Consider the following 13,418-nt stretch of genomic DNA (forward strand, 5'->3'; position numbering starts at 1 on the left):
GTTTTGATGCTTTCTCTAGCGGTTGGTTCTGGGGAGCTTGAACTTGCCCACTAAACTGCTTACCCTGCGCCTGTTTTTCTGCACGGTTTATTCGTGCCCACTCGCATATTGCGCGAGAATCCCCGTTTTCTTCATTCATACGAACGAAATGCCGCCAGGAGGCAAGGATTCAAAGCAGAGGGAAATCGAGTGCATTTGGTGCCTGAGGTTTTTTCTTTGGGCAGAGGTGTACCTAGGTAGCGCCCCAAGCACTTTGGACCGGGTTGCTTTGAGCAACAACTGACTCTGGACAGCAAGGTTCAGGGTGCGGCACTGCCTGATTGTTTCTATGAGTTTTTTATGCAAGTTCTTTCTAGTCTGATCGGTATTCTACTGCTGATTGTTTTGGCTTACTTCCTTTCCGAACAACGTGAACGTATCAATTGGCGTACAGTGCTAGGTGCATTGGCAATCCAAATGGGGTTTGCGGCCATTGTGCTATACAGTGCTGCTGGACGAGCGGCGCTGTCTGACTTTTCGAGCGGTGTGCAGATAGTGATCAACTACAGTCATGACGGGATCGGCTTCCTGTTCGGCGGTTTGGTGTCCGACAAGATGTTCGAGCTGTTTGGCGGCAATGGTTTTGTCCTTGCCCTGCGGGTGCTTCCGGTGGTGGTCTTCTTTTCGGCCTTGGTATCGGTGCTTTATCACCTTGGTGTGATGCAATTAATTGTTAATACCCTTGGTCGGGCGCTGTCCCGCGTGCTCGGTACTAGCCGCCCGGAATCGATCTCAGCCACGGCCAATATTTTCCTGGGTATTTCTGAAGCGCCGCTGACGATTCGTCCATACCTGGCCACCATGACGCGCTCCCAGTTATTTGCCGTCATGGTCGGCGGTATGGCCTCGGTGGCAGGGTCGGTATTGGTGGGTTATGCCCAAATGGGGATCCCGCTTGAATACCTGCTGGCAGCCTCGTTCATGGCTGCGCCCGCCGGTTTGATGATGGCCAAGTTGCTGATCCCGGAAACTGAGGATGCCGCGGCATGCGTAGAGGAGACACCGTCCGAACTGCAGCGCCCTGCCAACGTGATTGATGCGGCGGCGCAAGGTGCTGCTCAGGGGATGCAGGTGGCGTTGAATATTGGTGCTATGCTATTGGCCTTTGTTGGCTTGATCGCACTACTCAACGGCATGCTATCGGGGATTGGCGGCTGGTTTGGGCTACCAGAACTGAGCTTGGATGTGGTATTTGGATACCTGTTCCTGCCTTTTGCTTTTATGGCGGGGATTTGGGACTTTGAGTCAGCTCAACAAATGGCGGTTATTTTCGGGACCAAAACCACCGTCAATGAGTTTGTTGCCTTTTCGCAGCTAGCCCCCATGATTGCCAGTGGGGTATTGGAACCTCGTGTTGAAGCGATTATTGCCTTTGCGCTGTGTGGTTTTGCTAACTTTGGCTCTATTGCGGTGATGCTGGGGAGTGTTGGCGTGATGGTGCCAAGCCGATACCATGAAATCGCGACCCTCGGTATGAGATCGCTGGTAGCGGCGACCCTGGCAAACCTGCTCAACGCCACGGTGGCAGGATTGTTTATCAGTTTGATATAAACCCAAAAACAAAAACGCCAGCAAATGCTGGCGTTTGTTTTAATGGGGTTGGCTGAAATAGATGTCGAGCGTTTAGCTCAAGCCAACAATGTTGCCATCGGCATCAATATCCAGTCCCAAGTAGGCTGGTTTCTCCGGCAGGCCCGGCATGGTCATCACGTTACCGCATAGGGCGTACACGAAGCCGGCACCGGCACATAGTTTCAGCTCGCGAACCGGAACGATAAAGTCGCTCGGTGCGCCTTTCTGGCTTGGATCATGGCTGATAGACAGCGGCGTTTTCGCCATACATAGCGCCAGGTTGTCATACCCTTGGGCTTTGAACTGGGCCAGCTGGGCTTTGGCCAACTCAGAAAGCTCGACACCACGGCAGCCGTAGCCAACTTCGGCAACGGTCATCAGCTTCTCTTCCAGAGTTTGTGACAACTCGTAAAGTGGTTTGAAGTTGGCCGGTGTTTCACAGGCACGGGTCACCGCCTTAGCCAGTTCAACCGCCCCTTCACCGCCTTTACCGAAGGCTTCGCTGATCGCCACATCGACATGGGTCGCGAACTGCTCGGCTTCAATCATTTCTTTCAGCTGGGTTAGCTCTGCATCGGTGTCTTGCGGGAAGCGGTTGATAGCGACAACAACCGGTACACCGTACTTGGCTGTATTGTTGATGTGCCATTTCAGGTTGTCAAAACCGGCAACCAGGGCTTTTTCGTCGGTTTCGAAAATCGCTTGCGGTAGGGCTTGGCCCGGACGTAGATCATACAGACCAGAGTTGGCTTTAAGGCCACGCAGGGTCGCGACTACCACCGCACAATCTGGACCACGGCCGGCTTGCTGCGCCTTGATATTACAGGCTTTCTCAAAGCCCATGTCCGAGCCGAAACCGCCTTCGGTAATGGTATAGTCGGCCAATTTAAGGGCAATGCGATCGGCAATGATAGACGAGTTGCCGTGGGCGATGTTGGCAAAAGGGCCCGCGTGGATAAGGGTGGGTACTCCTTCCAGCGTTTGCATCATGGTTGGCTCAATGGCTTCAATCATCGTCACTGTCATCGCACCGGCAACCTGCAGATCTTCTGCGGTTACTGGCTTGCCATCAAGATCATAAGCCAGTACCACGCGGCCGATACGCAGGCGCATGTCAGCCAGATCTTTTGATAGGGCAAGGATAGCCATCAGTTCAGAAGCGGCCGAGATGTCAAAACCGTCTTCTCGCTCAATCCCGTTGATGGTTTTACCCGGCTGGTTCTTACCCACCGTGATCATACGAAGGGCACGGTCATTATGATCCATCACGCGCTTCCAGACGATGCGTTCCATATCAATGCGAAGGGCAGGCATACCGGTTTTTTCGCTGAAGCTTTCGTAACCGTGGCGCTCTTCGTGATAGACACGGGCATCAATCGCAGCGGCAGCAAGGTTATGGGCTGCCGTCACGGCGTGGATATCGCCAGTCAGGTGAAGGTTCAGTTTTTCCATTGGGGCAACTTGGCTGAAACCGCCGCCGGCAGCGCCACCCTTCACACCAAATACTGGGCCCATCGACGGTTGGCGGATACATGCCATTACCGACTGGTTGATTTTTGCCAGACCCTGAGCCAGACCGATGGTGGTAACGGTTTTACCTTCACCCAGAGGGGTGGGGGTGATAGCGGTGACAACAACCAGTTTCCCTTCTTCGTTGTCGGCCAGGCGTTTTAGGATAGAAGGCTTTACTTTGGCCTTCAATGTGCCCTGCGGAGTCAGATCTTCAGGTAGCAGGCCAGCCCGCTGAGCGATGAGATCGATCGGAGTGAGCGTCGTATCGCGGCAAATTTCAATATCACTTTTCATGGGCGACCATAACCTCGCATTCGGTAACTTTATATATATCGCGCAAGCAGCTTTTATAAGTCGCGCAATCGTTTGCGTTGGATTTATACCATAATTTTATCACGGGTAAAGTGATAAATGCGGATAGTTATGTCAAGAGATTGGTTATTCTTTATAGTGATGTTGCACGTGTAGCGTGCTGTTGTGTTGAAGTATTTGATGGATAAGAAAAAAGGAGGTGTTATTTTTTTGTTTTTAGAACGCAATATTGTCGCATATCGATTGACATAATTTAGTGCCGGTTTGCGTTACTACGCTTGTTGGCGGCCCATCAAGGACTGGATACAAGGCGTATCCAGTCCAGAGTTCATGGCGGCTCTTAACCGAGGTGTCCAAGGACATTAATATTTTTGTCTTCTGGGATCTCGTTATACGAAAGTACGAACAGTCCCTTAGCAAAGGTGCGGGCGTAGCGGGCCAGTAGTGGCCTTAGCTGTGGCGTGACCAGCAAGATGGGTTTGAAGCCATTTTGCTTCAGCTGCTCTTTGACTGCGGGCATATTCTGTTGCAGCTGGGCCAACAGGGTAGGCTCGACTGGGAAGCTATCAAGTGCCGTTTGGCCACCGCTCTGCTGGGCTTTGCTCAAAGATGTCAGTAGCATTTTCTCGAGGTTATCACTCAGGGTATAGATATTGAAATCCTTACTCGAACCGACCAGGCTATTGGTCAGGGAACGCTTGAGCCCACAGCGCACATCGGCGGCGATCAAGATGGGATCTTTGGTGATTTCACTGCTTTCAACCATGATGGTAGCGATATTGGCGATATCTTTGATGGGCATCTGATCGATAAGCAGCTGGCGGAAAACCCGCATCTGCTGCTGGTGGTTGAGCTGGGTGGTGAGGGCCTCCATCAGTTTGGGAGCCGAGCCGCCCAAGCGTTCCATCAAGCGCTCGACATCATCGTGGCAGAAGAGCTCAGCCAGGTGCTCCTTGATGATTTTGCTCAGGTGGGTCGCAACCACGGTTGCTCCGTCAACGACGGAATAGCCTTGATTGAGTGCTTGGGGCTTATTGGCTGGCTCTATCCATACCGCATCAAGGTTGTAGGCCGGATCTTTGCCCAGTACACCATCGAGTTGGCCATACACTTCACCGACGGCAAGAGCCATTAGGCGCTCAGGGTCAATTTCGCCTTGGGAGATAACCTCACCATGGAGCAGTAATGAATACTGGGTCGGCTTGAGTTTGAGGTTATCGCGAATAGCGATTTCTGGGATCAAAAAGCCCACTTGCTCGGTAATGGTTTTCCTGACCCCGCGGATACGCTGCGCGAGCGGTTCCCCTTGGTTTTTATCGACCAAGTTCACTAATCGATAACCCAGCTCAAGGGCGATAGGATTAACGACTGGTACATCATTCCAGTCAAGGGTAGGGGTATTGTCTTGAGCAATGGCGTCGGCGACGGCCTCTGCCTGCTCCAGAGGTTCGGGATCGTTTTCAATCCGTCTTTGCTTCCAAGCGGCATAGGCCAACACGGCGGCGAAAGCAAAGAAGGCAAAGTGCGGCATACCCGGTACCAAGCCGATGATCAGCATGATCGCCGAGGCGGTAAACAAGGTCGTCGGAGAGGCCAGCATCTGGCGATGGACATCAATAGAGAGATCGCCGCTGTCGTTGACCCGGGTAACAATAATCGCCGCTGCGGTTGCCAGCAGTAGTGACGGGATCTGGGCGACCAAGCCATCACCTATGGTCAGCAGGGCGAAGCGCTGGAATGCCTCGCTGGCGGCTAAGTCATGCTGAACCATACCGATGGTAATACCGCCCAGGATATTGATGACCAGGATCATCAAGCCGGCAATGGCATCACCACGAACAAATTTTGAGGCACCGTCCATCGAACCGTAGAAATCCGCTTCGCGGGCGACGTCATCACGGCGGGTTCGGGCTTGGTTTTGGTCTATCAGGCCGGCGTTCAAGTCGGCGTCAATGGCCATCTGCTTACCCGGCAGGGCATCAAGGGTAAAGCGAGCCGATACTTCGGAGATACGTTCGCCACCTTTGGTGATCACCACGAAGTTGATGATCATCAGAATGACGAAAACAACGATACCGACGAAGTAGTTACCACCGACAACGACATCACCAAAGGCCTGGATGACCTTACCGGCAGAGTCACCACCGAGGTGGCCATTGAGCAATACCACCCGGGTAGAGGCGACATTGAGGGTCAGTCGCATCAAGGTGGCAACCAGCAAGATGGTCGGGAACACCGAAAAATCCAGCGGTCGTTTGCTCGATACTGCAACCAGCAACACAATAACGGCCAGCACGATGTTGAAGATGAACAGGGCATCGAGCAGCCACGGTGGCAAGGGTAATATGACCATGGCAAGGATTGTCAGCAGCATAATGGGGATCCCAAAATAGCTGGTGGTCAGGTTCGGAAACAGTTGTTGCAGTTTCGCTTTCATAGGACTTCTAGCTCAAAGTTGACGTTGCTTGTTGTAATAATCATTGGTTGAGAAAATTCAGTGGTGCCGCGACCGCTTGGTTATTGATTACTTTTTGTTAATAGCTGCTTAGGGATCGCAAAGCTCGGCAGCGGCTGAGGTTTGTCATCTTTCCCTTCTTTGTAGGCTTTTAGCTGCATCACATAAGTCAGTACATGGGCCACGGCGACAAACAGCGGTCCGGGTATTTCCTGATCGATCCGGGTGTTGAAATAAATAGCCCGGGTGAGCGGGGGCAGGTTCATCACCTCGATGTTGTGCTGCTTGGCAATAGCCTTGATGCGAAAGGCCATGTCGTCCTCCCCTTTGGCTACCACGAAGGGAGCGCCGGAACGGCTGAGATCATACTTGAGCGCAACGGCGTAGTGGGTGGGGTTGGTCAGAATGACATCGGCGGTCGGCACCGAATTATCAATTCGGCGGCGAGACATCTGTTGCTGGATTTGCCGGATCCGCTGTTTGACCTCTGGACGTCCTTCGCTGTTCTTGTGCTCGTCCTTCACTTCCTGCTTGGTCATTTTCAGCTCTTTGGTGTGGCTCCAGAGCTGGTAGGGCATATCAATCAAACCGATCAGCAGCACCACGAGACCAAAATAGATCAGCGCTTTGATGATATGGCTAAGGGTGATCCCCATACCTTGCTCGAAAGGTGCTCGCTGGGCGGCAATCAACGTGCTGAGGTTGCTATCAAGCAGGACATACAACACGGCTGAAAGCAGGGTAATCTTGAGGATTGATTTGATCAGTTCAACCAGCGACTTGATGGAAAAAAGCCGTTTTAGACCCGCCAGCGGACTGATTTTGTTTAGTTTTGGCTGGATAGGTTTGAGCGACATGACCCAACCGCCCGGCACCATTGAAGCCAGGATGGTCATGATGATCAATACCATGGCCATCGGGACAAAAATACCGGCCAGTAGGCGCACGCTTTCAGCGAGCTTGCGGGCCATAATATCGGGCTCTTTGAGTTCGGCGGCACTGAGTTGGTAGTTAATGGTAAATAGCTTTTCAGCTTGTTCGCCGAGGAAGTGGCCATAGGCCCACAGGAACATAGCGATGGTAATAAACAGCACGCCGACGACGAATTCTTTCGAGCGGGCAACCTGTCCTTCGCGTTTGGCCTTGCGCAGTTTCTGCGGACTGGGTTTTTCGCTTTTGTCCTGGCTGCTTTGTTGCTGAGACATGCTAGTATCCTCCCATTAGGTGCATCTCGGCCAAAATCTGGTGGCAAAGCTCAGCATAGATCCCCGGCAGGCCTGAGGTTGATAGCAAAACGGCACACAGTCCCAGCATCATTGACATCGGAAAGCCTAAGGCAAAGACGTTCAAGGAGGGAGCAGCACGGTTCATTACCCCGAACGTCAGGTTGACGGTGAGCATGGCGGCAATGGTTGGCAGGGCGATGGTCACCGCGGCGGTCATCATCCAACTAAACAGGTCTATCAAGCGGGCAAAAGAGACAGCATCGAAACCGCCCCCGACCGGGTAGCGGCCGAAGCTCTGGACCACAATATCGACCGCCACCAGATGGCCATCCAAGGCCAGGAACAACAAGGTAGTGAACATCAAAAAGTAGTTACCCAGCAGCGCGACAGTGACCCCATTGGCAGGGTCGTTCATCATCGCCATCCCCAGACCCATCTGCATTGACATGATCTGACCAACCATCGCCATCGCTGCAAACAGGAACTGCAAGCACATACCGAGCAGGGCACCAATGATGATTTGCTCCCCGGCCAGTACCACCGCGTTGACTGAGACGGGGTCAACCGCCGGCATTGGCGGAAGTAGTGGGGCCGAGACCAAAGTGATCGATAACGCCAGCAGCAATCGGGTCCGATTGTTGATGTGGGCGTTGCCCAAAAAAGGCATGGTCATAAAGGCTGCCGAGATACGGAAAAAAGGCCACCATAATTGGCCGGCCATTGCCGTAATCTCGGCAAAAGTGAGATTGACCAGGCTATCAGCTAACGACATTGGCAATCGTATGGAACAGGGTGGTGAAAAAATCGCTGATATTGCGTAGCAACCAAGGCCCGGTAAAAATCAGCATTAACAGCGTGGTAAGCAGCCGGGGCAGAAAACTCATCGTCTGCTCATTGATTTGGGTGGTCGCCTGGAATACAGCCACCACCAGGCCAACCAGCAGACTCGGGCCAATCAGGATGACAACCATGGAGATAATCATATAGATGGCATCGGCATACAGGTTCGCGGTTGCATCAACCCCCATCACAAGCCTCCAAAACTGGCGGTTAGGCTACCGACCGTCATGGTCCAGCCATCCACCATCACAAACACCATCAACTTAAACGGCAGCGAGATGATCAGTGGTGACAACATCATCATCCCCATCGCCATCAACACACTGGCGACCACGATATCGATGATCAGAAACGGAATGAACAGCATGAAGCCGATTTGGAATGCGGTCCGGAGCTCGCTGAGGACAAAAGCCGGCATTAATACGGCAAAACTGATCTCTTCCGGCTCGAGGTCGAGTGGGTCACCGGCAATACGCAGCATTTGCTCGAGGGAGTTCTCGTAGGTTTGTGCCAGCATAAATGCACGTACGGGTTTTTCGGCGGTTGCGACGGCCTGCTGGAGCGTGATTTCCCCTCGGTCGTAGGGCTCGTAGGCATCGGTATAGATAGGATCCCACACCGGTTTCATCAGCAGCATGGTCAAGGTAAGGCCGATACCTATCAGGATCCGGTTCGGTGGACTTTGCTGTAAGCCCAATGCCTGACGGAGAATAGCTAGCACCACAATGATGCGGGTGAAGCTGGTCATCATCAGCAGCATGGATGGCAAAAAGCTCAGCGCTGTCATCAGCAGCAAAATCTGAACTTTAACCGAATATTCCTGATTACTTTCGCCGTCAAATACCGACATAAATGCGATTCCCTGATCGGCGAATGCTTGGCTGGAAAAGCCAAGCATCAGTGCCAACAGGGGAAGGTATTTAAGCCAGCCTGGCATCATCGTTTTATGCGGTAACGTCATGCAAGGCATCTTCGGCAATATCGGTGAGGCGCAGGCCATACTTATCGTTGACCACAACGACTTCGGCATGACCTAGCAGGCGTCCGTTGACTTTGACATCCAGCGGCTCGCCATTGAGCTTGTCCAGCTCAATCACTGAATTAGGGCCGACGGTAAGCAGTTCACCCAACGCAATATCAGTGCTAGCCACTTCCAAGGTAACAGTCACTGGAATTTGGCGAAAGAAGCCAAGGTCCCGCGATGCTTGTGTTGTGTTTGCCTTGTTGTTTACGGTGTCCGATGCAGCAGGGGTATCGAAGATGTCTGCGACATCGGCGTCAATATTCAGATCACCATCAAGAAGGTGTTGGATGTTTTGCTCGTTCATAATCAGTGTCGCTCCTGAGGAGTAATGTTATCGATAACTTGCAGGACTAGATGGCCGTTTCGCTCTACAACATGGGCTTGATACAGCGGCAATGTTCCGGCATGAACATCGACAATTTCTTGGATTTCGGTGGAGATGATGTCGCCAACTCGTAAGTTGATGACTTGATCTAGGGGCAGAGTCTGGCGACTCAGCACGGCATTGAGACGAAGAGGCACCTGCTTGAGGTGCATATCTCTCAAGTTGTCCACTGTCGCCGGGTCAACTTGGGTGACAATATCCTGCGACGTCAGTTGAAGGAGGAGATCGTCGTCGAGGTGAAGATGGATTTCGCCATAGCTATCTTCAATTTGGATTGCGAACTTGGCATGGAGCACACCATTGCTGAATGTCGGGTGCTCGGTTGACACTTGCCATTGGTGGCTGATTTGGTTCAGCATGGTGGCGGCAAGCCTAGCTTGGACGCGCTTTTCACTGGCGTTCATCAGCAGGATCGGCTGGTCTGACACCGAGGTCGTACTGGCCTCCACATCCGAATCCGAACTTTCTGTATCTGAAACATTATCTGTCGTTTGGGGTGACTCGACGGCGCTGTGGCGAGAAAAGGTGGGTGTTCCACCATAAAAAGCTTCGGCAATAAGATGGGTCAGAGGCTGTGAAAAACTCACTAGGCACCGACCATCATATTTATTGTGGGTAAAGCAAATTGGCTCTCTATCTTTCATTTCCTGATAGCTGACTTCCAAGCCATAGCTGAGAAGCTTTACATGGCAATCAGTCCGTCGAGTCATGCTATTTAGCGTTTTCTCCAGAGCCTTCACTGATTGAGAAATATAGGGAGATAAAGACTGCTGAGCAGCATTTAATGGCCTTCCTAATGAACGAATGTCGATAGGAAATACATTTTTAGAACTATGTATATTCCTCGGTTTGATTTTATTTTTGTTAATGCTCGGTTTCATTAATAATCCCGAAGATATAAAAGTTAAACTTAACTGCTTAATAAGCTCAAATATTTGCTTGTATCTTTGTGGCGATTATTTCTAACAGTATTAACCCAATAGTTCAAATGCTCATAAATAAATGTCAAAACTCTGCAAATTAATTTTTTTAAATGAATTCTCAATTATTTGGTGAATCAAGATCACAGAATCATTTTATATATCCATAGGTGCGATATTTTGCCTGTCTTGAAAGTGTGCGGTGGTGCATGGTTTTTCGCCGTGTTTGTGCTGTTTGTGTTAATTTTATTGTTTAGTGTTGCTTGGTTTGTGTTGTTTTTGTTGGTTTTGCGCATTTGTAACTAAATATTAAAGTGTGATCTTAAGCCAAGCGAAATAAATGGCATAAATAACTGTCTAGTAAATCAATTAAATGCTGCCTAATATCCATCCGCAATGTCTTGCTTTGTTGACAAATATAATAATAGTTGTGTCTAGTTGCATATAATCGTGCTGAATATAAAAAAGGATACGCTTGCAAGCATTATTATTCTCGCATTGTTATGCGGGAGTGAAATAAATATTACCAGTTAGGCAATTTGTTTAATATGAAAGCAATCAAATCAACCGCAGTGCTTTCTTTGTTAGTTTTTTTATCAACAAGTGCGCAGGCAAAATCAATCTTGGCACCGTTAGATAAAGTGGATTGGCAATTCTCAGGAGATCGCTTTTCTTGCAAATTAACAAAGGATCTTAAGTTCGATGGCAGTGTTGCGTTTATAGCAAACTCAGCCGAGCCATATTTGGTTTCCTTTACCAGTAGCCAGCGACCTTATTTTGTCGATAAGGTGTCGTTAAGCGTCAATTATTCGCCGTGGGAGCAAAATGAGTCTTTGCTCGAGCTGCTACAAGGCCAAAAAAATGGCCAACAAGGCTTAACGTTTGAAGGAACGGAATCGCTCCATTATTTACTTAATAAAATGGAAAAAGGAGCATGGGGACGGATCTCGGTCAGTTATAACCAACACCAAGAAACTAAAAGCTGGGATATTCCGGCGGTCAGCTTTGCCCCGTCTTATCAGGCGTTCAAATCATGCCTGACACAGCTGCTCCCTGTCGGGTATGAGCAAGCAAAAGACAATACCTTCCTCTTTGCCCGCAGCGAAAGCCGGGTGAGTGCCGAGCAAAGACAGATGCTCAGTGATATAGCCCGTTATATCCGCTACGACCAAGGGATCAGTGCACTACTGATTGACGGCCATACCGATCGCACGGGGACATCACTGGATAATCTATGGCTGTCGCGCCAACGTGCTCAAGCGGTTGCTGACGAGCTGGTCGCGTTGGGTATCCGTCGTGATCTCATTCAACTTCGCGCCCATGGTCAGCGTTATCCGCTACAGCAAGGCTCGAACACCGATGCTAACCAGCAAAACCGCCGGGTACAGCTGCGCTTGGTCAAGGAGGGGGTATGAAATCCAGTGATGTGATTTTTGCTCACCGTTGTCTGATACAGGCGGCGGCCGCGATTAAAATTCTGACGGCTGAAGGTTACACCGTCCGCAATGCCTCCACGGCGGCAGATGCTTTGGCGAAATTGCGCCTGCAACCAGATAGCTTACTGTTCGTGGCTGACAACCTGACCGATATGGATATGCTGTCGACTATCCGCCGGGCCAAGCAAGTGGCCATAAAGGGGACGGTGGTCGCGATTGTTGATTATCAGCAAAGCAAACTGGCCAGCGATGCCATGCAGGCCGGCGCAGATGATTATTTGCTGCAGCCTTATCAGCCAGAACAAATCACCGCGTTGATGAAGCGTAACCAAACCGTGCAATCGCCGAAGCGAGAGGTCGTTGCGACGAGTCGCCGCAGTCTGCAAGTACTGCAAATGGCCCACCGCGCCGCTCAGACTGATGCAACCGTGCTGATCACTGGAGAGTCAGGTACCGGCAAGGAAGTACTGGCTCGCTATGTTCACGATAACTCGCCACGCAGTGAAGGACCGTTTGTCGCTATCAACTGTGCGGCGATCCCTGAGAGCATGCTGGAAGCTGTACTGTTTGGCCATACCAAAGGGGCGTTTACCGGCGCAACCCAAAGTCAAGCGGGTAAGTTCGAAGAAGCTAACGGCGGCACCCTGTTGCTCGATGAAATTGGCGAGATGCCGCCGGCTCTGCAGGCGAAATTGCTGCGCGTGCTGCAGGAGCGTCAGGTTGAACGCCTCGGTAGCCACCGTTCGATTGCGCTGGATATTCGTATTATTGCCGCGACCAATGTTGACTTACAGCTGGCGATAGCTGAACGGCGTTTCCGCCAAGATCTTTATTACCGCTTGGATGTGTTGCCATTGCAATGGCCACCGCTGCGCGAGCGCAAAGACGATATTTTGCCACTGGCCGATCACTTTATCCGCAAGCTCAATGCCGGTTGCACAGACTCTTGCAGTTTATCGGAAGAAGCGCAACAGGTACTGCTGCACTACAGCTGGCCTGGGAATATCCGTGAGCTGGAGAACACTATCCAGCGGGCTTTGGTGATGCGCCATGGTCACTGGATCACTGCTCAGGATCTGATGCTTAACGATATGCTGAGCACCATGGTGGAAGGGGCGATTACCGACGTGGTTGAAGATGCCAAACAGGCCCTCAAACAAAGCCGCAAGAATGCCGAGCACCAATTTATTCTCGACACGTTAGCTCGCTTCAATGGCAAACGTAACCACACTGCGGAAGCGCTGGGGATGTCGACCCGCGCATTGCGCTACAAGATTGCCGCCATGCGTGAGCAGGGGATCAACATCGATTCCTATATTCATCAATCGGGCACTGCGGCATAAGGAAAAGGACGGACGCTATGTCGAATCAAACCTCAATGATGCAGAGCGATATGTTGCAGCGAATGACCGTGATGCGCGAACAGGCTCAGACCGGCACCCAAGTTGCAGTGAATCTCTCGCATCCGCCAACCGGTAACTTTCAGGTTGCGATGCAACAAGCGGTGCGCCGGGTTGATAACCAGCAGCACCACGCCCATCAGCTGACGGCTGATGTGGATGCCGGTCGCTCCGATGACTTGGTCGGCGCAATGGTCGCCAGTCAGAAAGCCAGTATTTCTTTTTCAGCATTGACACAGGTAAGGAATAAGCTCCTGGCTGCCTATGACGATGTACTGAAGATGCCTCTGTAGTGAG

Annotated in this window: 12 protein-coding genes; 4 read left to right on the forward strand and 8 right to left on the reverse strand. The window is 51.3% G+C overall.

Annotation, left to right across the window (positions count from 1 at the left end):
* The first annotated feature begins 339 nt into the window (after window positions 1-339).
* Window positions 340-1,590, forward strand: a complete 1,251-nt coding sequence (locus tag C9I99_RS19050) for a NupC/NupG family nucleoside CNT transporter (RefSeq protein WP_107350418.1) — start codon at window positions 340-342, stop codon at window positions 1,588-1,590.
* Window positions 1,591-1,662: 72 nt separating this feature from the next.
* Here the strand turns inward: C9I99_RS19050 and C9I99_RS19055 are convergent, their stop codons facing one another.
* From C9I99_RS19055 to C9I99_RS19090, 8 genes are all read right to left on the reverse strand, one after another.
* Entirely contained in the window at window positions 1,663-3,417 is a 1,755-nt protein-coding gene (locus C9I99_RS19055; RefSeq protein ID WP_107350419.1) for a formate--tetrahydrofolate ligase, read from the reverse strand.
* Window positions 3,418-3,775: 358 nt separating this feature from the next.
* Window positions 3,776-5,872 (reverse strand): flagellar biosynthesis protein FlhA, encoded by a 2,097-nt coding sequence (gene flhA / locus C9I99_RS19060; protein ID WP_107350420.1) that lies wholly within the window; start codon window positions 5,870-5,872, stop codon window positions 3,776-3,778.
* 80 nt (window positions 5,873-5,952) lie between these two features.
* The gene (gene flhB / locus C9I99_RS19065) at window positions 5,953-7,095 is read right to left on the reverse strand and encodes a flagellar biosynthesis protein FlhB (RefSeq protein WP_107350421.1); all 1,143 of its coding nucleotides are present in this window, start codon (window positions 7,093-7,095) and stop codon (window positions 5,953-5,955) included.
* Window position 7,096: 1 nt separating this feature from the next.
* Window positions 7,097-7,888 (reverse strand): flagellar biosynthetic protein FliR, encoded by a 792-nt coding sequence (fliR, locus tag C9I99_RS19070; RefSeq protein ID WP_107350422.1) that lies wholly within the window; start codon window positions 7,886-7,888, stop codon window positions 7,097-7,099.
* Window positions 7,875-8,144 (reverse strand): flagellar biosynthesis protein FliQ, encoded by a 270-nt coding sequence (gene fliQ, locus C9I99_RS19075; protein WP_107350423.1) that lies wholly within the window; start codon window positions 8,142-8,144, stop codon window positions 7,875-7,877. The genes fliR and fliQ overlap by 14 nt, the downstream gene beginning before the upstream one ends.
* Entirely contained in the window at window positions 8,144-8,854 is a 711-nt protein-coding gene (fliP, locus tag C9I99_RS19080; protein WP_243734674.1) for a flagellar type III secretion system pore protein FliP, read from the reverse strand. Before fliP ends, fliQ begins: the two co-directional genes overlap by 1 nt.
* A 46-nt stretch (window positions 8,855-8,900) precedes the next feature.
* A complete protein-coding gene (fliN, locus tag C9I99_RS19085) occupies window positions 8,901-9,284 on the reverse strand; it encodes a flagellar motor switch protein FliN (RefSeq protein WP_107350425.1) in 384 nt (127 codons plus the stop codon).
* A gap of 2 nt (window positions 9,285-9,286) precedes the next feature.
* A complete protein-coding gene (locus tag C9I99_RS19090) occupies window positions 9,287-10,075 on the reverse strand; it encodes a FliM/FliN family flagellar motor switch protein (protein WP_166645483.1) in 789 nt (262 codons plus the stop codon).
* A 758-nt stretch (window positions 10,076-10,833) separates the two neighbouring features.
* Here C9I99_RS19090 and C9I99_RS19095 point away from each other — a divergent pair.
* Genes C9I99_RS19095 through fliE form a run of 3 tightly spaced genes read left to right on the forward strand, consistent with a single transcriptional unit; the run spans window position 10,834 to window position 13,414 of the window.
* The gene (locus C9I99_RS19095) at window positions 10,834-11,700 is read left to right on the forward strand and encodes an OmpA family protein (RefSeq protein ID WP_107350427.1); all 867 of its coding nucleotides are present in this window, start codon (window positions 10,834-10,836) and stop codon (window positions 11,698-11,700) included.
* Window positions 11,697-13,064, forward strand: a complete 1,368-nt coding sequence (locus C9I99_RS19100; protein ID WP_107350428.1) for a sigma-54-dependent transcriptional regulator — start codon at window positions 11,697-11,699, stop codon at window positions 13,062-13,064. The genes C9I99_RS19095 and C9I99_RS19100 overlap by 4 nt, the downstream gene beginning before the upstream one ends.
* Window positions 13,065-13,081: 17 nt before the next feature.
* Entirely contained in the window at window positions 13,082-13,414 is a 333-nt protein-coding gene (fliE, locus tag C9I99_RS27580; protein ID WP_107350429.1) for a flagellar hook-basal body complex protein FliE, read from the forward strand.
* Window positions 13,415-13,418: the final 4 nt, after the last annotated feature.

Origin of the sequence: Photobacterium lutimaris, from assembly GCF_003025555.1 — a bacterium.
In the GTDB taxonomy this organism is placed as follows: domain Bacteria; phylum Pseudomonadota; class Gammaproteobacteria; order Enterobacterales; family Vibrionaceae; genus Photobacterium; species Photobacterium lutimaris.